Origin of the sequence: Rhodopirellula maiorica SM1 (genome assembly GCF_000346295.1) — a bacterium.
In the GTDB taxonomy this organism is placed as follows: Bacteria; Planctomycetota; Planctomycetia; order Pirellulales; family Pirellulaceae; genus Novipirellula; species Novipirellula maiorica.
Genome location: NZ_ANOG01000777.1, coordinates 1 through 21,975, shown reverse-complemented (window position 1 = coordinate 21,975; position 21,975 = coordinate 1). Strand labels below are relative to the sequence as shown.

The 21,975-nt window shown below is 55.2% G+C and carries 17 protein-coding genes; 13 read left to right on the top strand and 4 right to left on the bottom strand.

Annotated elements, in window-relative coordinates; translation table 11 throughout:
* The coding region (locus RMSM_RS25285) for a phosphotransferase (RefSeq protein ID WP_315850156.1) at positions 1 to 1,110 on the top strand (1,110 nt) is incomplete at its 5' end.
* Between the two features lie 152 nt (positions 1,111 to 1,262).
* Positions 1,263 to 3,152 (top strand): Ros/MucR family transcriptional regulator, encoded by a 1,890-nt coding sequence (locus RMSM_RS25280; RefSeq protein WP_040769347.1) that lies wholly within the window; start codon positions 1,263 to 1,265, stop codon positions 3,150 to 3,152.
* 70 nt (positions 3,153 to 3,222) lie between these two features.
* Here RMSM_RS25280 and RMSM_RS25275 read toward each other — a convergent pair whose 3' ends face one another.
* Positions 3,223 to 3,771, bottom strand: coding sequence for a hypothetical protein (locus RMSM_RS25275; protein ID WP_008703272.1), 549 nt, complete (start codon positions 3,769 to 3,771; stop codon positions 3,223 to 3,225).
* A gap of 111 nt (positions 3,772 to 3,882) precedes the next feature.
* Here RMSM_RS25275 and RMSM_RS37335 point away from each other — a divergent pair, with 111 nt between their 5' ends.
* The 8 genes from RMSM_RS37335 to RMSM_RS25235 all read left to right on the top strand — a co-directional run bounded on the left by RMSM_RS37335 (position 3,883) and on the right by RMSM_RS25235 (position 15,866).
* On the top strand, positions 3,883 to 5,199 hold the full coding sequence (locus RMSM_RS37335) for an FMN-binding protein (RefSeq protein ID WP_008703270.1): 1,317 nt from the start codon (positions 3,883 to 3,885) through the stop codon (positions 5,197 to 5,199).
* Positions 5,200 to 6,360 carry a glycoside hydrolase family 62 protein gene (locus RMSM_RS25265; protein ID WP_008703268.1) on the top strand — a complete coding sequence of 387 codons (1,161 nt, stop codon included), beginning with the start codon at positions 5,200 to 5,202 and terminating at the stop codon, positions 6,358 to 6,360.
* Positions 6,357 to 8,840: a 4Fe-4S binding protein gene (locus tag RMSM_RS25260; protein ID WP_008703266.1), complete on the top strand. Its 2,484-nt coding sequence runs from the start codon at positions 6,357 to 6,359 to the stop codon at positions 8,838 to 8,840. Before RMSM_RS25265 ends, RMSM_RS25260 begins: the two co-directional genes overlap by 4 nt.
* A gap of 136 nt (positions 8,841 to 8,976) precedes the next feature.
* Complete coding sequence (locus tag RMSM_RS25255) at positions 8,977 to 9,417, top strand: hypothetical protein (protein WP_008703265.1); 441 nt, start codon at positions 8,977 to 8,979, stop codon at positions 9,415 to 9,417.
* 518 nt (positions 9,418 to 9,935) lie between these two features.
* A complete protein-coding gene (locus RMSM_RS25250; RefSeq protein ID WP_008703263.1) occupies positions 9,936 to 11,363 on the top strand; it encodes an efflux RND transporter periplasmic adaptor subunit in 1,428 nt (475 codons plus the stop codon).
* Between the two features lie 23 nt (positions 11,364 to 11,386).
* Entirely contained in the window at positions 11,387 to 11,614 is a 228-nt protein-coding gene (locus RMSM_RS42985; protein ID WP_008703261.1) for a four helix bundle protein, read from the top strand.
* Between the two features lie 168 nt (positions 11,615 to 11,782).
* On the top strand, positions 11,783 to 15,250 hold the full coding sequence (locus RMSM_RS25240) for an efflux RND transporter permease subunit (protein ID WP_008703259.1): 3,468 nt from the start codon (positions 11,783 to 11,785) through the stop codon (positions 15,248 to 15,250).
* Between the two features lie 97 nt (positions 15,251 to 15,347).
* Complete coding sequence (locus RMSM_RS25235; RefSeq protein WP_052031805.1) at positions 15,348 to 15,866, top strand: hypothetical protein; 519 nt, start codon at positions 15,348 to 15,350, stop codon at positions 15,864 to 15,866.
* Positions 15,867 to 15,881: 15 nt separating this feature from the next.
* On the opposite strand, the gene RMSM_RS25230 is transcribed toward RMSM_RS25235, so the two are convergent.
* Together RMSM_RS25230 and RMSM_RS25225 are read right to left on the bottom strand one after the other, a co-directional pair.
* Positions 15,882 to 16,484 (bottom strand): cation efflux transmembrane domain-containing protein, encoded by a 603-nt coding sequence (locus RMSM_RS25230; protein ID WP_008703253.1) that lies wholly within the window; start codon positions 16,482 to 16,484, stop codon positions 15,882 to 15,884.
* A 27-nt stretch (positions 16,485 to 16,511) separates the two neighbouring features.
* Positions 16,512 to 17,024, bottom strand: coding sequence for a hypothetical protein (locus RMSM_RS25225; RefSeq protein ID WP_008703251.1), 513 nt, complete (start codon positions 17,022 to 17,024; stop codon positions 16,512 to 16,514).
* 120 nt (positions 17,025 to 17,144) lie between these two features.
* Here RMSM_RS25225 and RMSM_RS25220 point away from each other — a divergent pair, with 120 nt between their 5' ends.
* Complete coding sequence (locus tag RMSM_RS25220) at positions 17,145 to 17,357, top strand: RNA polymerase sigma factor (RefSeq protein WP_008703249.1); 213 nt, start codon at positions 17,145 to 17,147, stop codon at positions 17,355 to 17,357.
* A gap of 134 nt (positions 17,358 to 17,491) precedes the next feature.
* On the opposite strand, the gene RMSM_RS25215 is transcribed toward RMSM_RS25220, so the two are convergent.
* Positions 17,492 to 19,048 (bottom strand): TolC family protein, encoded by a 1,557-nt coding sequence (locus RMSM_RS25215; protein ID WP_008703248.1) that lies wholly within the window; start codon positions 19,046 to 19,048, stop codon positions 17,492 to 17,494.
* Positions 19,049 to 19,207: 159 nt separating this feature from the next.
* On the opposite strand from RMSM_RS25215, the gene RMSM_RS25210 reads away from it, so the two are divergent.
* Together RMSM_RS25210 and RMSM_RS25205 are read left to right on the top strand one after the other, a co-directional pair.
* Positions 19,208 to 19,780, top strand: coding sequence for a hypothetical protein (locus RMSM_RS25210; RefSeq protein ID WP_008703246.1), 573 nt, complete (start codon positions 19,208 to 19,210; stop codon positions 19,778 to 19,780).
* Positions 19,781 to 19,957: 177 nt separating this feature from the next.
* Positions 19,958 to 21,975: heavy metal-binding domain-containing protein (locus RMSM_RS25205; protein ID WP_085980628.1), on the top strand; the 2,018-nt coding region annotated here is incomplete at its 3' end.

Sequence of the window (21,975 nt, the reverse complement as noted above, 5' to 3'; positions counted from 1 at the left end):
AGAAAGTGGTTGCCGCCACTCAACTTAAAAGCCGCACAACCGCTTTGTCTGGGGCCAGGTAACTTCGAGATTAGTCGGAAGAAAAACACAGCCCTCATGAAACTTGATCCGTCACTTCGATCGCTTGTCCTGCGGGCCACGTCCGCGATTGACGTGGGAGACGCCTCGCTAATTCAGTCACTGTGGAGCGGCTATGGAAAAATCCTTCGCGTCCCGCTCACCTTCGATGTGGTTGATCCGACGAACCCCGCATCGGTCATCGTCAAACATGTCTCGCCTCCATGCGAGCAGCAAGATTCACCGGGGAACTCACATCCTCGTGGCTGGAATACCGACAGGTCGCACCAGCGAAAAGTTCGCTCCTACGAGGTCGAGGCGACTTGGTATCGCGAGTTCAGTGATCGCTGTGATCCTACCTGCCGCGTCCCTGCGGGCTTACTGGTCGAATCGATCGAGGGCAACTGGGGCTTTGTGCTCGAAGATTTAGACGCCTCTGGGTTTGCCTCGCGGAAATCGCACCTCGATCGCGACGGTGTGTTCGTCGTGTTGGCTTGGTTAGCGAACTTTCACGCGACGTTTCTCGGCGAACCGCTGTCGGGGCTTTGGCCTGTGGGGACGTATTGGCATTTGGCAACTCGCCACGATGAATATCAAGTGATGCAGCCGGGGAAATTGAAAGAGGCCGCTGCGGCGATCGATGACCGTTTAAACGCCTGTCGTTTTCAGACTGCGGTCCATGGTGACGCCAAGGTCGCCAATTTCTGTTTCTCAGTCGACGGCACACGGACGGCCGCAGTTGATTTTCAATACGTCGGCCGTGGCTGTGGTATGAAGGATGTCGCCTACTTTCTCAGTAGCTGCGTGTCCGAAGTCGAGTGTGAGCGTAATGAATCGGTCTATCTTGATTTCTATTTTCAAGCCTTGCGTCAATCGCTCGCGTCTCGAAACAGCACGATCGATGGTGATGCACTCGAAGCCGAGTGGCGTGCGATGTATCCGTTTGCTTGGGCCGACTTCACGCGTTTCTTACTCGGCTGGTGCCCCGGTCATCACAAACTGAATCGTTACAGCCGACGCATCACCGAGCAAGTTCTGGCGGAGTGTATCTGAAGAATGACGATTCCCGGCTGTCGTTGGCCGCTTGCATCGCATCGTTGGAAAATTGCCTGTACTGCGGATCATCCGTTAAACTCAGTGGAGAGCAATGTCGTGTTGCGATAACACGGTCCGTGCGTGCGAATTGCCAACCATCAGGTGCAACGATGCGAAAGAACGAAGTGCTCGCAGCCATTCGGCGACGATACCGTGATCGCGAACCTTTGAACGTGTCCGCGGTCAAACGCGAGGATCCTGAATTGGTCGCCGCCGTGTACGCGGTAACCCCGTACTGGGGCTGGAAACAGGCGCTTGCGGACGCGGGTTTGTCCTACAAATCGATTCGAATCGAGATTCGTGACACGGTCCAGTGCCTGTTATGCGGGAAATCGTTTCGCTCGTTGTTCGGGCACTTGCGAATCCATGAAACCGACGTCGCAGACTACCGTACCCAATTTCCAAACGCCGAAATCGTATCTGAGTCGATGCGTCATGACGCTATGGAGCGTCATGGCGAGATGTCGGCCGCTTGGCTACCGCACTGGGAACCCTGTTACACGGCCGAGTACGTACTGGACCGTGTGAAAGCGTATGCCGATTGCGGCATGTGGATGGAATTGACAACGATTGAGAGGGTGGATGCTTCGTTGCTTCGCATGATCCGAAGTTATTTGGACGAGACCAGTTGGGATGATGCCTTGCGAATAATCGGTTTAGATCCGGTTGTCTATCGGGGATGTCACCGACCGGATGATTTTTCGTTGGCCGACTTGCAGTCGTTTCTGGAACAACGCCGCCGGGCCGGCCTGCTCAGCACTCCGTCGGCGCTGTTTGCAACCTATGATGATCGCCATCGTCGTCCGCGAGTGTTTGTTTGGGCGATGCAGCGATATGGCAACTGGTCCGTGGCACTCGACGCTGCAGGCGTCGATCGATCCGACCCGCTGTTTGGTGGCGTTCGCTATCTGACAAAAGAAAGTGTGGTCGAGGATCTGCAGCGTTTGCAACATGAGTTGCCGGATATGTCCCACTGTACCGCCAATCTATTGCCCTACGGAATTCAGTTGACCAAAGCGGCATCTCGCTACTTTGGTAACTGGGACGCGGCCTTGGACGCCGCCGACATTCCCGTCGACATTCGTCATCGCAGCGTCACCTACGATTCGGCGGACGAGGTCGTTGCCGCGATCACCGAGCGGTTGACGAATGAATTCAGTGTCGCACCGTTGGATGTTTTTTTCGGTGCTCGCAGCGACATCCAATTGTGGAAAGCCGCGTTTCGGTTCTTTCCTAGCTGGCGTGCTGCCGTGGTCAAGTCAGGCGGCACGTCGGCTCAGGTCAAACAAGCGGCGCAGACGCCACTTGGAACCCGTGCCAAGGTGCTTCGCGAGCTTCGCAAACGTAGCAGCGACGTAAGCCGATTGGCGATCACAAGTTTGACTTCGGATGTTGCCGACAAACACCTTCATGCCATGGCATCTGGCTTTTTCGGTGATTGGCAATCTGCGGTGCGAGCGATTGGCGTCGACCCGAAATCGTATCATCAATGGAATTTGGATCCCCATCGCAAATACGTCGAAAAGGAATCAATCGTCAAGGAAATTCAGCGACGCCAGCGAGCAAGTGAACCGCTGCATACGCGTGGATTGACCGATGGCGAGCACGTTGACGTACCGCTGCTGTATGCGGCGCGTAAAGTGTTTGGCAATTGGGAGTCAGCGATTCGGGCTGCCGGTATCGATTACGACACGATCGTTCGTAAACGGCAAGACTATGACGCCTATCGTGATCGCGTGTATCGAAACTACATGTCGGCCGACCAAGTGATCAACGAGTTGAAGCGACGTCACGCCGAATCGATGCCGCTGCACGTGCGCGGAGTGACTCACAACACAAACCCCGAGTACCGCGATTATGCACTGTTCCGTGCTGCCAAAGAATACTTTGGGACATGGGAGGCGGCATTAACCGAAGCCGGTATCGACGTCGAATCGGTCCGCCCCGCATGGGTAACCAAACGTTCAGAGCGATTGCGTAAGAAACAGCAACGCCGCTAAAAAAGTGCGATGCTCCCTTTGCCGTCTTTTATTTCACCGCTGGCGTACAAGTACTAAGATTCGAGACGGATTACGGACCAGGGAGTACTTTTGGCAGTGCGACCTTGGCAATGTTTTGAAGCATGCCATCAGGGTATTCCAGCGTCTTCTTGACCGCCGTGTTCAACTCGCCATCCTTGCGAGGGTTTCGGGCAGCAATTAGTTGCAACGCCCTTTCCATCTCTAGGTACTTGCCAGATCGCAGACCGGACATGATCTGTCGTCGCTCTTCGCCTAGAATCGGTGCGTCTGGTTTGGCCTTTGCAGACGCGAGCAATTTCTCATGCACCTGTTTTCTCGTCGCCTCGAGTTGTCCAGCATGTAGGGCCTGAGCGTACAATAAAGTGAGTGTTTCTGCGGAAATCGACTTGGGTTGTTCTATCTCTTTGGGCACGAGTTGCAGACGCCCTCGCGGCACGGCAAAGGTCCGGCGTTGCCCACCAACTTCCTTGGTGTTGACGGTGCCATCGGGCAACTCCTCGACGACCGTGCCTGACCAGTAATTCCGGCTATCCTTCTTCCACAGAACGAGAAGATTTGCTGGCAGCTTCATTTCTTCGGTGACTGGCACAAGGTCCACGTCATTCGGACGCGGTTCTGCACCACTGAGGTCGTCAAGGCGATTAGAATCGTGTGTCGGTGAACCCGGTGGATGGGCTCGAGTCGAAGCTGAGCTGTGGGGTGATGCAAAATGAAAAGCGAATTGATCGTTGCGGGGAAAAAGGGAATGCCAAATTTGAAATTGATTTTGATTGCGTTACTGTTTGTCGGGCTCTTGCATTCGTCCGTGTGCGGCGAGGATTCGGTTGAGTTTGTAAACGGATCGACTTTGACCGGCAAAATGCTCGAAATTCGCAAGGAGGCACGCGAGTTTGATTTTTCCTCTACGTTTGGCCAGACCGCGGTGACGCGAACTTACCCGTACGCCAGCGTGCATGCGGTGACGTTTAACGGCAAGCGTTTCGTTTTGACACCCAAGCCAGCGATGTCGGCCAGTCAGACATCGAGCACCGGAGTAACACGAACTCCCGCTGAGCTGCGGCAGTACATTGAACAAGTCGGCAGCAATCCGCCCGATTGGCTCGACGCTACGAAGATGAACCACCCCACTTCGCTTGATCTCGATTGGCCACTGAAGGCGCCCGGGAAATGGGACGAGTCAAAGAATATCGGTCAATACATTTGGGGCCGCGTCAATCCAAACGTGTCACGGTGGAAACCAGGTATCAAGCTGGTCCATCATGTGATGCAGCGTCATCAGGGAAATTCGACGCTACTGAAACGTGACATGGAAAAACTCGGCGAGATGTACTTCACGCTACTGCAAGACTATCCACGCGCCGCCTACTGGTTGCAAAAGGCCAATGTGACTGCGACCACTCCGACCGGCATCCATCTCGCCGAATGCTATTGGCGTTTGGGGAATAAGCCGATGGCGATGAGGTTGCTCAAGGGCAGCCGCTTGCATATCAGTGCAATCAAGTTGCTGGGCGATATGGACGAAATCGAAAAGGCGATGGCGGTAACGGCCAGCTATGCCAACACAAACTTTTTCAACGAAGCCTTCCTGAACGCTGGCGATGCACTGCGGGGCGCCGGACGACTGGACGAGGCGATTGAATACTACCAGCGAGTGCTTGACATCAACAAAGCTCGCAATGCCGAGTATCTGAAGCGGTACCAAGCACGAGCCGCCGAGTCGATCGAGGCAATCAAGTTGTTTGACAAGGCCGACGTCAGCCGCGTTGCTGACGGCACCTACGCCGCGCACAGCACGGGGTACAACGGCCAGCTGGATGTCCAGGTCACCGTGGAAGACGGGAAAATCCAAGACGTTCGCGTGACCAAGCACAGTGAGAAACAGTTCTACTCGGCGCTAAGTGATACGACGTCGCAGATCATTCAGCTTCAAGGAATCCAAAATGTGGACGGCACCTCGGGAGCGACAATCACTTCGCAAGCGATCGTCAGTGCGACCGCTCGTGCGATGGCAAAAGGTGCGAAATAAATGTCACGCATCTCGACTCAAACCATTCGGGGCTCGATGGCAATCAAGCATGTGGTGGCGTTATTCTCGCTGACGTTCGGTTTTGCCCGATCGACAATGGGCATCGCACAAGAAGTGAGCCCCCTGTCGACTGCAACGGCGGAATCTGTAGCGCAGCTCGCCCCCACAAAATCGCATGGCAACGATCCGTTTCAAAGCGGCGATTTTCGCTGGCGTGTCAGCCCACCGCTAATTGCGGTCGATCCCGCACGGATGCCGGAATCATCACAACATCCTTGGCTGGCCATAAAAGATCCTTCGATTGTCCGGTACCAAGGACGTTGGCATCTGTTTTGTACGCTGCGAAAGGACAAGCAAGGCGACGGGCGTATTCGTATCGGCTATTTGTCGTTCGCCGATTGGGCGGATGCGAGCGGTGCCGATTGGAGTGCGCTGGATCTGACGATGGGCTATCACGGGGCACCTCAGATCTTTTATTTCACGCCGCACAAGAAATGGTACCTGGTCTATCAAGCCACCGACGAGACTCGTGATTTGAAGTACGGGCCTTGTTATTCCACGAACGACGACATTTCCAAACCCGCAAATTGGACTCGTCCCGAGCCGCTGTATGTTGTCAAAGAGGGGGCCAAGGCAGGTCTTGATTACTGGTTAATCTGTGACGATGAAAAGGCACACCTGTTCTTCACCACCCTGAATGGCCAGATGTGGCGAGCGGAAACAGCAATCGAAAATTTTCCTAACCACGGATGGAGCGATCCGCAAATCGTGTTGCAGGCGGATATCTTCGAGGCAAGTCACACCTACAAGCTAAAAGATCAGGACCGGTTTTTGACCATCGTTGAAGCCCAGGCTGGCAAGCGGCGTTACTTCAAAGCGTTCACTGCCGATGCGTTGGATGGACAGTGGGAACCCTTGGCGGCAAGTCGGGATCAACCGTTTGTCTCGCCCAAAAAAGTCGTCAATCAGAGCGAGTCGTGGGCGACGTCCTACAGTCACGGTGAACTGATTCGCGATGGATTCAATGAGAAGATGAGGATGGATCCGGCGGAGCTACGTTTGCTGTTTCAAGGTGCCAATGACGTGCAATATCGAAGCGGAGACTATGGCCAGATTCCTTGGCGATTAGGGCTTTTGGATCTGCAAGGATCCGCGAAATGAACCACTTGCGAAACTACCTGCTCGCCGCTGCTCTGACGCTACTTGCGGTTGCCTGCGTCGCGACTGCAGTAAGCGATCATCCATTTTACTCACAATGGTTCGGTGATCGATTCGCTCTGGCGATGACGGTCGGTGGAGTGCTGTTTGTGGCAGCCGTTTTGGTGCTGCTGACGACGTTGGACCGAGGCCGATCCTCGGCCGTGATCCGGCTGGATTGGTTCCTGCCGGTGCTCCGCCGAGTCAAGCCAGGGCAGTCTGCGTCTCATGCGGTTCTGGGGCGATTTCTGCGTCGCTGGTTGCCTGTTCGCTTTCAATCCGATCATTCGAAAAAGCGACGAGGCTTGATTCGAAAGTCGCTGCGAAAGCTCGGATTGTCGTGGTTGGCGACACCTGTGCGACGGATTGTCCAGTCCCTTTGTCTGGTCGTCTTTGTCCTGCTGTTTTTTTACGTTTGTTGGCCCTACAGCGCTCGCCCTCTGCCGCCTGCAGAAATCTCATCGGGTTGGACGCTCGATTCAGTCGATCAACAAAGCGGCGAGTTTGTCTTTACTCAGAATGGTACGAATTCGACTCCACAAACCGATTGGGGAATGCGACCTGGTACGACGCTTTTTGTCGTTGACCAACGCACTGCGGCCGATGCGACTGACAAACAATCGGCCGCTACCATTGGTGAGTTTGTAGTCACGCAGCGCGAGGGCACACAGGTCCACTTGACGCCGGAGGGCGAGGCCACTGTGGCAATGTTCGATGCATTCTTTGGCGGTTCTGGGGCTTTTGGGCTGGCCCAGCGTGATCCTCACGCGTGGCCATCGCACTATGCCGATCACCTCGATGACAAAGAGCTGGTCCCGGCGGAGAGTTTTTTGATGATCGATCCGCTGGTCAGTCTATCGACGGCGGTCGCTTCACGCAGTTGGATTGCATCGTTGGTTTCGGCCGCCGCGATCTTGATTGTTTGCATCCTCATTCCTCGTGGTTTTTGCGGCTATTTGTGCCCACTTGGGACCACGATTGATTTATTTGATTGGGCGGTCACTCGCCGGACGACACGGTTTAATGTTCCCGACGATGGATGGTGGGTTCACGTTAAATATTATCTATTGGCAGGTACGTTGATCGCCGCGGTGTTCGGCGTATTGGTGTCGGGGTTTGTTTCTGCGATCCCGGTAATCACGCGAGCAATGTTGTTTATCGGAGATCCGCTGCAAAGTGGTGTGACGCGTGGTTGGCATCTGGTTCCAAACATCGGCGTTGGCCATTTAGTATCAATCGGGTTGTTTATCGCGGTGTTGTCGCTGGGGTTTTTGCGTCCGCGGTTTTGGTGCAAGTACGTTTGTCCCAGCGGCGCGATCTTCTCGCTCGGCAATCTGTTTCGTGTGACCGAACGCAAAGTCGAATCGTCCTGTATACATTGCAACAAGTGTGTCGAGATTTGTCCGTTCGACGCGATCAAGCCCGACTTCACCACCCGAACCTCGGACTGCACGATGTGCCAATCCTGTGGCGGTGTTTGCCCCACGCACGCGATCAAGTTTGTCGAACGCTGGAACGTCGTCGAACTGAAGATCGAAGACGATCCGCCGACAAACGAAACGCCGCTCGGGCGTCGCGGTTTCCTGTCGCTCGCTGCCGGCAGCACGGCGGCCGCGGTCGGCGGAATCGGATTGGCCAGCGTCACAAAGGCTTGGGGAGCGAACCTTGACGATCCCGATTCACCACGTCTGGTGCGGCCGCCGGGAAGTGTCCCCGAGGTCGCGTTTCTGGAAATGTGCATTCGCTGTGGCGAGTGTTTCAAAGCGTGTCCCAACAATGTGCTGCAACCCGAGGGGTTCCAACAGGGATTAGAAGGACTTTGGACGCCGATGGTCGTGGCCGATTGGGCAGGCTGCGAATCGAGCTGTAACGCTTGCGGGCAAGTTTGTCCAACGGGTGCGATCCGTCCGCTGGTGATCGAAGAAAAGAAGGCCGCACGGATGGGATTGGCGGTCGTCAATGAATCGACTTGCCTGCCCTTTGCCGGCAGCGGTGCGTGCGATCTATGTGTCCAAGAATGTAACGCGGCTGGCTACCATGCGATCGAGTTTACGCAGGTCGGAACGGAGCTGGACGCAAGCGGCCAACCGGTCGAAGGCAGCGGCTATCTGGCACCGGTGGTCTTGGATGATAAGTGCGTCGGATGCGGTTTGTGCCAAACGCGATGCTACGCGATCAATGTCAAAGCTGAAGGACTGTTGGACCGATCGGCGATCATTGTCGAAGCCGGAGAGGGCAAAGAGGACCGGCTGCACAAAGGTTCGTACATCGCGCTGCGTGAACAACAGCAAGGTCGATCGTCGGCCACGACCGACAGCCACGTTGGGCTCCCGATAGAACCGACAATATCCGAGGATGTGGATATCGCGAACGAATCGCTCGAAGATCCGTTCGGAATTCAATCGACCGAAACCGATGCCGATCCCTTTGGATTATCCAATTGATTCGAGAGAGGGGGAAAACAGTGACATGGCGAGATCGATTCTGAAAGATTCCCCTTGCTGTTATTTTCCTCGCTTCTTGTTGCTGTCGATTTTATCGCACTAGAAGTTTTAAGTGCGAGTGCCTAGAATCGAACGCATGATCCGATTCGTTTCACTACTGCTGATTCCATTTTTCGTGCTGGGGCAAGCTCTGCCTCATTCGCACGCGGGGACCGGCGTTGCGGAACCTGAGGGGCATTCCCTTCGTCCACACGTGCATTTGCACTCGCACGATCATCATCACGGTGACGAAACTCATCACCACGATCATCATGCCGCTGAAGATGACCTCGCGACGGATGCTCAAGGCCTTTTGCCAGCGCCGGATCACGATTCGGACGCTTTCTATTTAGCAGCATCGGGACAATCGCTGACGCGGCACACCCAATCAATTGAGGTTGATGTTCACGTTGCCGATTGGGACGCTTTCTTGCTACCGTTCGCAGTGGATACGCGGTGTCACTATCGAATTAGTGTTCCGCCGGATCCGCATGCAACACTGCCGATCTATCTTCTTACGGCCTCGCTTCGGCTATAAGCAGCTAGGCAGGATGTTAGCCGCTTTGGCGCCAGCGGCCTGTTGATTTAGTCGAAATGCAAATCGCATTGGTGAGCCGAGGGCCGTAAGGCACCGGGTAATGCGTGGAACCCGGCGGTTGACGCGCAAGCGGCTCATTAAATCAACAAGCCGCTGACCACGGTTCCGACATTGGTGTATTCGACGGACTTGGAAGTCCATCGTACGACTAAAGCAACAGCCTGCTAACGCCCAAACGGCTAACGGGATTTCACCCAATGATTCCTGCCTACCTGCTTAGCACCCTCGTTACCCGACGCTTCGCCTCGACCGTTAATTGCATTGGGCATCAAGAGTTTCGGGGGACTTCGCTACGGGACGACGGTCTTGACGAGCTCCCGTGCTGAGCCCGAGCACTGGAACCAGAAAGCCGGAGTGTTTTGCCGCTCCTGTTTAGCAACCTAATCCTGTTTCACCGCTGCGACTAAGACTGCGCGGTGAGTGTTGACCGCTGAAAATCCGTTGAAAATGAACCACTCATGAAATCTTTCATCTCCTTTTTCAGAGCCGGGATCGGCCCCGCGATCATCATCGTTGCTGTTGCAGCAATCTGGTTCTTTCGAGGCAAATTGTTTGACAGCCACGAAGCGGTTGAAACGTCGGCGGCTAGCCAGACGAACAATTCGGCTGAGAAACAAACGGTGCTGGAGATCAGCGCCCAAGCAAGGAAGAATCTCGGGTTGGTGTCCAAGCCTGCACGGCCGCAAACGTACTGGCGATCGGTCACGATTCCTGGGGTGGTTGCCGATCGTCCCGGTGTATCAGACCGTGGTGTGACATCGCCCGCCGTTGGCATCGTCACAGCGATTCATGCATTTCCTGGGGACACCCTGCGTCCAGGCAACGCGTTATTTACGCTGCGGTTGTTTAGCGAGTACCTTCAGAACACGCAGACACAGTTGTTCAAGGCGAATCAAGAAACGAGCATCATTCAAGCCGAGATGGAACGGTTGGCGGGGGCCGCGTCGGTCGGAGCGGTATCGCAAGGTAAAATCATCGAGCTGCGAGCCAATCTGACTCGTCAACGAGCGATCATTCAATCTTCGCGGCAGGATCTACTAACCCGTGGCCTGCTGCCCGAGCAGATTGACCAAGTGCAACGGCAAGGTGAGTTTGTTTCGACAATCGAAGTCACAGCGCCGCCTCCGTTAACACAGCAATCTGAGGAAGGAAATCGTTCCAATAACGCGGTGCACCAAGCGAGTTTGGTCACCGATTCGGTTGCGGCCAACGACGTGGCTTATGAAGTCCAAGAGCTGAACGTCGAGATGGGCCAACAGGTCCAAGCGGGCCAACTGTTGGCCAAACTGTCGAATCATCAATCGCTGTATGTGATTGGTCACGCATTCAAACGTGAGGCATCGTTTTTAGAGCAGGCGGCAGCGGCGAATCGTGCGGTCCAAATCGAGTTTGCAGAAGACAACGCGGCAGATTGGCCCGTGATAGAGCAAACGTTCGTGATTCGACATCTCTCCAATACGATCGACCCTGAGAGCCGCACGTTCGACTTCTTCGTGCCGCTGTCGAATCAGTCGCATGCCTACGAGAAATCGGGGAACACGTTTCTGGTGTGGCGGTATCGACCCGGCCAACGAGCACGGATACGCGTTCCCGTCGAGCAATTTGAAAACGTCTTCGTCCTGCCCGCCGAAGCGGTGGTGCGAGAAGGCCCCGAGGCATACGTGTTTCGCCAAAACGGCGACCTCTTCAAACAGTTGCCCGTTCATGTGCTGCACGAAGATCGCCTATCAATCGTGATCGCCAATGACGGTAGCATTTTACCTGGAAGCTATTTAGCGCAGAGTTCCGCTGCTTCGCTCAATCGGGTGCTCAAGTCACAGTCGACCAGCGGAAAAGCACCCGGAGTGCATGTGCATGCTGACGGCACCGTCCATGCTGCGCATTGATTAATGATTGAAAGGAACCAGACATGAATGATTCGGAATTGAAGAAGAGGACGAAGCTGTTTGCGTTGCGAGTAATGAAGCTTGTTGGGGCTCTGCCGGAAAATGCAGTTGGGCGTCCGATCGGAAATCAGTTGATTCGGAGTGCGACATCCGTTGGGGCGAATTATCGAGCGGCGTGTCGCGGACGGTCGAAGGCCGAGTTCGTCTCAAAGCTTAGCATCGTCATCGAGGAAGCAGACGAATGTTGCTAGTGGCTCGAACTCATTATCGAAGGCGACCTTTTACCAAAGGAAAAAGTCGAAGCACTGCTCGACGAAGCGAATCAAATCACGGCAATCATGCTCGCATCCCGAAAAACAGCCAAAGGCGAGTAGTGATTCACTTCAATTCAATCTTCATTCTTCAATCGACGATCTTCAATGTTAGATTCAATCATCAAATTCTCGCTTCGCTACCGAATGCTGATTGTCGTGATCAGCTTGGCGGTGTTGGTGTATGGTTCGTACCTCGCCACGCAAATGTCGATCGACGTCTTTCCTGACCTCGACCGACCGCGTGTGGTCATCATTACCGAGGCACCGGGACTAGCGACCGAAGAAGTTGAAACGCTGGTGACCCAGCCCATTGAAATCGCATTGCTCGGTGCCAACGGCGTCCAGGCGGTTCGCAGCCAGTCGACCGCAGGTCTGAACGTCATCTATATCGAATTCGATTGGTCGACGGAAATCCGCGCCGCCCGTCAAACAGTGCAAGAGCGACTGACGACACTCGAAGGCATCTTGCCCGCCGGCATTCGGCCTCAAATGACTCCGCCGTCATCGATCATGGGACAAATCGTGGTCGCCGGAATCTATCGTCAGGATGGGCCCGGCGGCGGACGGCTAGCCCAGGTGGGCAATACCGAAATGATGGCCGAAGTGCTCGCGGGTGACGACAGCCCGCCGCGAATCCAAATTTGGCAGCCGGACAACCGCCACGATCTGTCGACCTGGTCGAAGCTCGAGCCGAAGAAAATCCAGTGGCATGATGAACCGGGCATCGGCCCGGAATCGCCATCGGTCCCCGTGGGATTCGCCACGATCGAAATCGATGGCAAAACATTTGAAGCAAACTTTTACAGCGAAGCCAAACAGCAGCTCGAGCTTCGCACCGTGGCCGATTGGATTGTCCGTCCACGGCTTTTGAAAGTCACTGGCGTCGCAGAAGTGTTCATGATGGGCGGCGACCGCAAGCAATATCAAATCTTGATCGATCCCACCGCACTTTTGGAATACGACGTCACCGTACAGGATGTTGCTGGGGCGCTGCGGGAAAGCAATATCAACACCAGCGGTGGGTTTGCCGTAACCGGAGAAACCGAGCGGCCGATTCGTGTGCTTGGTCGTTTAGGGCCGCAGTCGCGAGTGGTGATCGAAGACCTGAAAAAGATTCCTGTTGGCAATCATCCAAAACGCTCGATCTTACTTGAGCAGGTCGCGCGCGTCACCGAAGGGCCGCAATTCAAACGCGGCGACGGCAGCGTCGATGGTCGTCCAGGCATTGTCTTTACGATCGTCAAACAACCGCACATCGATACACGGAAACTGACCGACGATGTGGCACAGGCGTTCGCGGAAGTCGAAGCGTCGTTGCCGGCAGATATCGTTGTCAACAGCGAGCTGTTTCGGCTCAAGAACTTCATTGATCGCGGCATCTTCAATGTCGCCGAAGCACTCGTGATCGGCGCGGTGTTGGTGATCATCGTCCTGTTTTTGTTTTTGCTGAATTTCCGCACGACGTTTATCACGCTGACCGCGATCCCCTTGTCGTTGGTGCTCACGACGTTGGTGTTCCGTTTGATCGGAATGCTCAGCGGCAGCGAGCTATCCATCAACGTGATGACGCTTGGTGGGATCGCCGTGGCGATGGGGGAATTGGTCGACGATGCGATCGTCGATGTTGAAAACATCTTCCGGCGTTTGAAGCAAAACAACGCACGGGCGATCGAGAATCAAAAGCCATCAATTGTCATTGTCTATGAGGCGAGCAAAGAGATTCGTAGTTCGATCGTGTTCGGTACCGCCGTCGTGATCCTGTCGTTCATGCCGCTATTTGCCTTGTCAGGGGTCGAAGGCCGCCTGTTCACTCCGCTGGGGTTTGCCTACATCATTTCGATCCTTGCTTCGTTCGTAGTGTCGATGACCCTCACGCCCGTGCTGGCGTACTACTTGCTGCCAAAATCGGGTGCGACGCATCGCGAGGGCGACGGTTTCCTGCTTCGCGGTTTGAAAAGTCTCGTCACGCCGCTGATTCGGCTGAGCATGGCGATACCGACGACACTGCTGATCTTGACTTGGATCGCCGTCGCGGTTGCGGCTTGGCAAATGTCACAGATGGGCAAAAATTTCTTGCCTCCGTTTGACGAAGGAAGCATTCAGGTCAACGTCACGCTACCGCCCGGATCGTCGCTGAACGCTTCGAATCAAGTGTCCGGTTCAATCGATTCCGTTTTTCAATCGATGCAGAAAACCAAACAGAACCCCGACGGCGAGATCCTGCACTTTGTTCGCCGCACCGGACGCGCCGAGATGGACGAGCATGCTTCGCCGGTCAATTTCGGCGAATATATACTTAGCATGAATCCTGAATCGTCAGCCAAACGCGAGGAAATTCTCGCTCGGTTGCGAGCAAAGATCAGCGACGAGGCGCCAGGCGTGGACATCGAAGTCGAACAACCGCTCGCTCATCTGATCAGTCATATGATCTCGGGCGTTTACGCGCAGATCGCGATCAAAATTCACGGCGATGATCTCGATACTCTGCAACGGCTTGCTGAACAAGTGAAAGGGGCGATCGAGGATGTCCCCGGTATTACGCCACCCATCGTCGAACCGATTCAGGAGACGGCGGAATTGCATATTCGGCTCCGAGCGGATGACTTGGCTCTTTATGGATTGACGCGGCAATACGTCGCCGACGTGTTGCAAACGGCGTTGCAAGGCGAAGTGGTCTCGCAAGTCTTGGAAGGCCAACGTCGATTCGATTTGCTGGTGCGTCTCGAAGAACAGTTTCGTACCGACTATGCAAATCTGGACCGACTGCGTATTGATCTGCCGCATGTCGAAGGGGTGGCCGAACGTGGGCAGATCGAATTACGCGAGGTTGCCGACGTTGGCGAGGGCACCGGTCCCAATTCGGTGAACCGCGAAAACGCTCGCCGCCGAGTGGTGATCCGTTGTAACACCGAAGGACGCGATCTGTCCGGCGCGGTGGGCGAAATCAAGCAACGTGTTTCGGATCAAGTTCAATTGCCGGTCGGCTATTTTATCGAATATGGCGGCCAATTCGAAAGCCAGCAGCGGGCCACTCAAATGATCATCGTGCTGGCCGCGGTTTCGATCGTCGGCATGTTTGTGGTCTTGCTGATTCTGTTTCCCTCGGTGCGGATTGTGTTGCAAATCTTGAATGCCCTGCCGACCGCATTTATCGGCGGAGTGATGGCGTTGGTGATCACTCAGCAAAGTTTGACGGTGGCCAGTCTGGTTGGATTCATTTCGCTCGGTGGGATCGCCGTTCGAAATGGGATTTTGCTGGTCACACACTACTTTCACCTGATCAAAGAAGAGGGCGAGGTGTTCAGCCAAGCGATGATCGTTCGCGGCAGCCTGGAACGATTGGCTCCTGTGCTGATGACCGCGCTGACCGCTGGCATCGGACTGATTCCCTTGGTCCTAGGCGGGCAAGAACCTGGACGCGAAATACTTTATCCGGTCGCCACGGTGATCCTTGGCGGATTGACCACATCCACGTTTTGCGAGTTTTTGATTCACCCCGGATTGTTCTGGAAATTCAGCGGCAAAGATGCTGAAGCAATGATCCAGATGCAGTCGTCGTTGGATGATTTTTAGTTGCTCATAGAGATTGTTTTACGTTTCTGGTTTTTGATGATCGCCTTTCAGTCTCCGATCACAAATCAAAAATCGTCAATGAAAAAGGAAAGTTCCGATGAAAGTTTTAACATGGCTAACGCTTACGGTTTCTTTGTTGGGTTTTGTGGGCTGCACGAAAGATGACGCGTCGACATCACCGCCACCGGCCGAAACGGCTGATGACCACGGTCACGATCATGCCGAAGGTGAAACGCATGACCACAGTGTCGCCGGCCACGCTCACGGTCTTGGACCACACGATGGCGTGGTCGCCGATTGGGGCGGCGGAAAGTATCACGTTGAATTCACCGTCGATCACGACAAGACCGAAGCGACTGTGTATGTGTACGGTGGCGATGAAACAACGCCAGCGCCGATTGACGCCGAGTCGATCGAATTGAGCATCGTGGATCCCGAGATGGTGGTGACGCTCAACGCGGCTCCGCAAGACGATGACCCCGAAGGCAAAGCGTCACGTTTCATCGGGACTCATGAAAAGCTGGGCGTGGTCCAAGAGTACGAAGGTACGATGACGGGCGTGATCGACGGCACCCCGTACTCGGGCGATTTCAAAGAAGAAGCTCACGACCACTAGCGTACTTTCACTAGCTTACTTTGGTTTCGACACGGCCTTTGATTCCGTTAGTATCTGCCACCCTCCGCGGGTGACGACCGCGGCGATGGCGATGCCGATGATGAGGTCTGGGATTTGTGAACCGAGTAGCAGAACGAGCAAGCCAGAGATGATGACGCCAACGTTAGCGATGACGTCATTCGCCGAAAAAATGTAGGACGCTCGGAAGTTGATGTCGCCATGTTTATGCCGCGAGATGAGTTTTAGACAAATTGCGTTGGCGATCAACGCAACCATGCCCATTCCCATCATCGCGGCACCGATCGGTTCGCCTCCGCCGACAAATCGACGGACCACTTCGACCAACACGCTGATACCGAGGACGACTTGCAACACGCCGCTGGCGGTCGCGGCGCCGTGCCGGATCGATGAGGATCGACCAACCGCGTATAGACTAATCGCGTAGACGCTGGCGTCAGCCAACATATCGAGTGAATCGGCGATCAGGCCGGTCGAACTGGCCAGCAACCCAGCGGCGATCTCGGCGACAAACATCGCCGCATTGATCGCCAGCACTATCCGCAGTGTCTTTCGCTGCGATTCGCCATCGGCTTCCAATTCGCATCCACAGTCACTCATCGATTCGTGTTCAATCCGCCAATAGGCTTACTCGGAGCTGGAAGTAGGGTGATCTACGTTCTTGTTTCGTTTCATCATCTTACCTTCCATCATTTCATCCATTTTCTTTTTGCACATGGGACACATCTCTCCAGACTTTTCGTCATCCATGTTGGAGGACCGCATCATCGCGATTTCCATCATTGACATCGGTTTGTGAGGCGCATCTCCAAGTCTTGACTGCTGATCGGATGTAAGGACCTTCGTCGCCTTTCTCTGAGCCTCTTCGGCGATCGATTTCAGTTCCCGCTTCTGCTGCTCTGTCAACTTGAGTTCGTCCGCTCGTGCCATCAACAGCGGCGGGCTGTCAGCCGTCAGCTTGATCCCTTTCAGACCAGTCATCATGGGACACATTGACTTGGATGACATCGCTTTGTGGCTCTCGCCCGTTGTTTGTGCAAATGTTATCGACTGAACTGAAAAAGCAACGATCGAAGCAAGTGCTACTCCGACGGCGCCATAGGCAATGAGAGAGCGTGGTTTGTTGCGATAGCTTTTCATGGTGGATCACCTAAAGTGAAATAATGGAACAGGGTACTGCCCGACGCAGTACGAATCCGTAAAAGGCCGGCAACTTGCGTGCCATGACAAGCCACGCATTCGTGGTTGTATCGATTGGCCATGAACGAGGCACTGCAGCATTTGCGCCGCGAGAAGCATCGGCGGACGAAGGATTTGGTTGTCGAACCTGCAACGCAGCCCATTGATCCGGTGGAAGAAGACGAACACGCGACGGTCGTCCGGCAAGCACTCCAGACGATCGATCCAGAACTGCGAGCCATCTTCACTCTGAAGGAAGAAAGCGGATTGTCCTGCTGTGGGATCGCGGCTTAACCGAGCACGACGCGAATTGCGAAAGTTGATCGAAGGACGCTGGAAATAAAGAGGAAGAAAGTGGGAGACTAGGAGAGGGAGAGTTGACTTAGTGAGTTCACTTTTTTCAGCTACTCCGTGTCTCCCTCTCTCCCTCAATCCGGGCAGCCGACGGTACGGTCGATCCTGGCGATCGTTGTCGCCAGCGTGGCGTCGAATCGGGCGAGCTGGGTTTCGAGCATCAGCAGTTCACGGTAGGTTTCGATCAGGCTATAAAAATCGGTCCGTTTGCCTCGGTAATCGGCCACCGATAGTTGCAGCGTTTTTTCAGTGCGAGGGATGATCCGTTCTTCATACAATTGTCGCTGTTCGATCAGCGAGTCGGCTTGGGCCAGTAAACGCCGCAGTCGGCCGTACAGCGAGTCACGCTCGGCTTCCATGCGGTTGGCGGTGCTGTTGGTGCGATGCGCGGCTTCGCGAATTCCCGCGTTGATCTTGTCTCGCCAAATCGGCAGCGTCGTGCCGACGGTGAAGCTAAGGTTGTCGTGACCGTTGGCAACACCGCTGAGTACGTCGTCATCGTCGCTGAGGATCGATAAGTTCACGCCGACTTGTAGGTCTGGGTACTTTTGCAAACACGCCAACCGCTGGCGCTCTCGGTCGCGTTGAATCTCCCATGCCAAACCTTGCAGCTCAGGGCTGCACGCTTCCGCCGATGCGATCAATTGATCCAATTGCATAGGGGCATCGGAGATTCCCAAATCGTCGGCTGCTTCGGGAACCATTGAAACGGGTTGTTGCAACAACGCCGCGAGATCCGCTTGCGCCATTTGTTTTTGTTGAGTCAGCTGAATGCGTTGATCTTCGAGCCGGTCGGATTCCGATTCCGCTCGCAGCACGTCTTGTTGCGCCCCACCACTGCGATAGCGAGCCTCCGCCACTCTCGTCAAATCCTGGACCAAGCCTTTGGTTTCGTCGACGATTTGGATCGCTCGCGACGCGTACCACAGTTCGTAGTAGGCGATGCGTACCGATTCGGTGATCTCACGCTCGATGCGATCCACTTCGGCTTGAGCGATTTGTACCTCGCGACTGGCAATCGCTGCCTTGGCTCGCCGTTTCTCGGGCCACGGAACGCCTTGGGAGAGCGACATTTGATGTGCGACGCGGCCGCCCGCGGTTTGCAACGCCTGGTCATGGATCGGCCAGAACGTATTGTTCAGCATCGGGTCGGGCAGCGCCTTGGCTTGCGGGATCACGTTGGTCGCTGCGGCAACGCGATGTCGGGCGGCTTGGATTCTTGGGTGTCCTGCCAAAGCGATGCCGACGAAGTATTCGACCGGTTGGCCGCTCGTTGGCAAAGGCAACGCGTTTTCGGCATCGTTTGGGGGCGGCTCGTTCTGGTTACCCGCTTCGCATATCACGTCGTCTTCGTTATCAGATCCGTCTGCTTCATTCAGCAGGGTCAAATCCATCGCCGCAAATACAGTGGCATCGTCATAGCTGGCGGGGCGGATGGTGGTGTCCAAGTCATCATTTGGGACTTCATTGCCGACCATTTGGACTGCCGATGTTGTGTCGGAATCGGCCGAGATCGGTGACGGTGCTAGCTGAGCAATTTGTGCACGGTTTGCACTGCACCCCCCCGCGGAAGCGGTAAGGATTGCCAGCAGTAATAAACGCTTCTTTGGGATTTGTCGAAGATCGTGCATGTGATTTCCAGCGATGGAATGTGTCACTTTCTGGCGATTCACAGCTATAATGACACCATAAACCTTGCCCAATCCATAAATTCCACTTGAACCAATCGGGCAAATGAACGATACAATGCATATACCGGTCATGGGTATATTCTTCGGAGCGTTTCAGTAGTGATCTTCCGCCTAAGTCATATCGCCGTCATTCTTTCGCTGATCGTCGTAACGATGATCCAGCCGATGACGTTAGGTCTGGCCGGAATCGCTTGTGCTGAGAAATGCGATACGACGCTCACATGCCAGGGATGTGGGTGCTGCGAGGTCAGTACGGCGGATACGCCCTGTGGATGCTGTGCCGCCAAACCGAAGACCGCAAAGACCACGAGCACGCTAAAGGCCACCGGCGAGACTGCGGTCGCCTCGTCAAGTTGTTGTCATGATTCGTCATCCTCGGCGGTGAAGTCCGCTAACATCGATAGGATCACGGATCAAGCGAGCATCGAAAAAACGACCAAGTCCAGCAGAGTCTCTGCGTGCCTTTGTGGGGTGACGACACCGCCACTGAGCGAATCCACCCCGCGTCCGCCGCTGAACGAACTGCGGAACCTTGATGTTCTCAGTTACCTGGTTCGTGTTGTCGATGCCGAAGCGGTGTACTCCTCCGTTCATCCCGAAGCTGATGAATTCGGGATGCGTGTGCAAGCGGATCACTATTCTCAGCGCGTTCTCTGTATCTGGCGTCTCTAACGTCTGCGCTCGAGTTGCGTCTTCATAGCAGCTCTTTTCTTGTGTCATCTCCTGCGCACTTGAGTTTACGAATCTCACGCTAGGAAATGAATTTTTGCGTTGGTCGCTGCGCGATCCGTGCCCTTCATGCGTCTTCGCAAGAATGCGCTTGCTGCAAAGCCTATCAGGGAACTCAAAATGACCGCCCAACCAAAGTCTGACGACTCATCGCCGCCCAGCACGGCTCCACCCAGCACGGCTCCACCCAGCACAACACCGCCAAACACACCGCACCCGGCATCGCCTGGCGGTGGACGAGTTTGGTTGGTTCGAATCGCGGTCCAGGCGGCTGTCGTGCTGGCGGTCGCTGCGCTATTGCTGGTGATGATCGGGGTTGCCCAGCGGACGGGATGGATCACGCCGGATGGTTTTCTTGGGGCAAAGAAAAGTGATGCTTCACAGTCCGGTCAGGGCGATGCAAACAAACGTTACATCTGTCCGATGATGTGCACTCCGCCGTCAACCGAACCAGGACGCTGTCCCGTTTGCGCGATGGAATTGGTCGAGGCGGTTGGCGGTGGCGGCGGAGACGGAAAATCGGTCACGATCGAAGCGGCGGCTCGGCGTTTGGTCGGAATTCAAACGGCGACCTCGAAACTAGGCAGTCTGAACCGTGTGATTCGCACGATCGGTTCGATCGATTACGACGAAAGCAAACTGGCGACCATCTCGGCCTACGTCGATGGACGCCTCGAAGAAATGTACGCCAACTACGCAGGTGTCCGAGTCAACAAAGGAGACGACTTGGCGTTGATCTACAGCCCGCAGCTCTATTCGGCGCAAACCGAATTCATCTCCAGTATGGACGGCGGTTCGATCGGACGGTTCGCTGCTAGTGAGACGAATTTGAACGAAATGGCACGACAGAATCTCACGGAACTCGGAATGACTGAGACCCAAATTGAACAGCTTCGCAAGAGCCGGAAACCGCAATCACGTATCCGCATTAAGTCGCCGCAAACCGGCACCGTGATCGAAAAATCAGCGGTCGAAGGAGACTACGTCAAAACGGGACAAAAGATCTATCGCATTGCAGATTTGTCGTCGGTGTGGTTGATGTTGGATCTGTTTCCCGACGATGCGTCGGCGGTTCGCTTTGGCCAACAAGTCGAAGCGGAAATCCAATCGCGACCGGGCGAAGTGTTTACGGGCCGCGTGGCCTTTATCGATCCCATCGTCAACCCTCGGTCTCGGACCGTTCGCGTACGAGTGGAGATCCTGAACTTTGACCGTAAACTGCGGCCGGGCGACTACGCAACCGCGCGAATTACCGTTCCCACAGTCGCCACGGACCTCGTCTATGATCCTGCATTGGCAGGCAAATACATCAGCCCGATGCATCCGCAAGTGATCCGGGATGAATCCGGCGAGTGTCCGCTGTGTGGGATGGACTTGGTGCCAACATCGACATTGGGGTTCTCGCCGACGCCGTTGCCGCAGCAAAAAGTGGTGACGGTGCCTCGCGATGCTGTGCTATTAGCCGGCAGCAACAGTGTGCTGTACGTGGAAACGGAACCCGGCCGTTTTGAGATTCGGCGAGTCACCCTCGGTGCGATGAATCGGGACGAGGCGGTGATTGTCGAAGGGTTAGCGGCGGGCGAAACCGTGGCTACTGAAGGCAACTTCTTGATCGATTCGCAGATGCAACTTGCGGGCAATCCGTCACTGATGGATCCCAGTCGAGCGACACGTTTTGCACCGGGCCCGTTACAGCTGCCTGCCGTGGACCCGATCGTACTCGCGGGCGAAAGTGGCCAGTGGTTTGACCATGCTTATCAGGCCTACTTTGAGATTCAAAGTGCGTTGGCGGCTGACACGACTCCCTCACCCGTCTCGTTGAATTCATTGCACGAGAATCTGTCGCGTTTGGAACTCGCGGCCGATGTGCCTGATGGGGCGCAGAAAGAGTTGGCGGCGGCACGACGCAGTGCAGGACGCATGGATGGATCGATCGAGACTGCGCGGGAAGCGTTCCGAGGAGTCAGTCACGCGATGCTGCGTGCCGCGGCAGTCGCACGCGGTCCTGAAACCGCAAACTCACTGTCGCACTACTATTGTCCGATGGTGCCAGGTGACGGAGGCGATTGGATGCAGCCGGGCGGTGAATTGATGAACCCGTATTGGGGCAGCGAGATGCTGCACTGCGGGGAGTTGGT

Bases quoted from the DNA above. Each gene is read 5' to 3' on its own strand.
- RMSM_RS25280 (WP_040769347.1), top strand. From the start codon at position 1,263: ATGCGAAAGAACGAAGTGCTCGCAGCCATTCGGCGACGATACCGTGAT.
- RMSM_RS37335 (WP_008703270.1), top strand. From the start codon at position 3,883: ATGAAAAGCGAATTGATCGTTGCGGGGAAAAAGGGAATGCCAAATTTG.
- RMSM_RS25265 (WP_008703268.1), top strand. From the start codon at position 5,200: ATGTCACGCATCTCGACTCAAACCATTCGGGGCTCGATGGCAATCAAG.
- RMSM_RS25260 (WP_008703266.1), top strand. From the start codon at position 6,357: ATGAACCACTTGCGAAACTACCTGCTCGCCGCTGCTCTGACGCTACTT.
- RMSM_RS25255 (WP_008703265.1), top strand. From the start codon at position 8,977: ATGATCCGATTCGTTTCACTACTGCTGATTCCATTTTTCGTGCTGGGG.
- RMSM_RS25250 (WP_008703263.1), top strand. From the start codon at position 9,936: ATGAAATCTTTCATCTCCTTTTTCAGAGCCGGGATCGGCCCCGCGATC.
- RMSM_RS42985 (WP_008703261.1), top strand. From the start codon at position 11,387: ATGAATGATTCGGAATTGAAGAAGAGGACGAAGCTGTTTGCGTTGCGA.
- RMSM_RS25240 (WP_008703259.1), top strand. From the start codon at position 11,783: ATGTTAGATTCAATCATCAAATTCTCGCTTCGCTACCGAATGCTGATT.
- RMSM_RS25235 (WP_052031805.1), top strand. From the start codon at position 15,348: ATGAAAGTTTTAACATGGCTAACGCTTACGGTTTCTTTGTTGGGTTTT.
- RMSM_RS25230 (WP_008703253.1), bottom strand. From the start codon at position 16,484: ATGAGTGACTGTGGATGCGAATTGGAAGCCGATGGCGAATCGCAGCGA.
- RMSM_RS25225 (WP_008703251.1), bottom strand. From the start codon at position 17,024: ATGAAAAGCTATCGCAACAAACCACGCTCTCTCATTGCCTATGGCGCC.
- RMSM_RS25220 (WP_008703249.1), top strand. From the start codon at position 17,145: ATGAACGAGGCACTGCAGCATTTGCGCCGCGAGAAGCATCGGCGGACG.
- RMSM_RS25215 (WP_008703248.1), bottom strand. From the start codon at position 19,048: ATGCACGATCTTCGACAAATCCCAAAGAAGCGTTTATTACTGCTGGCA.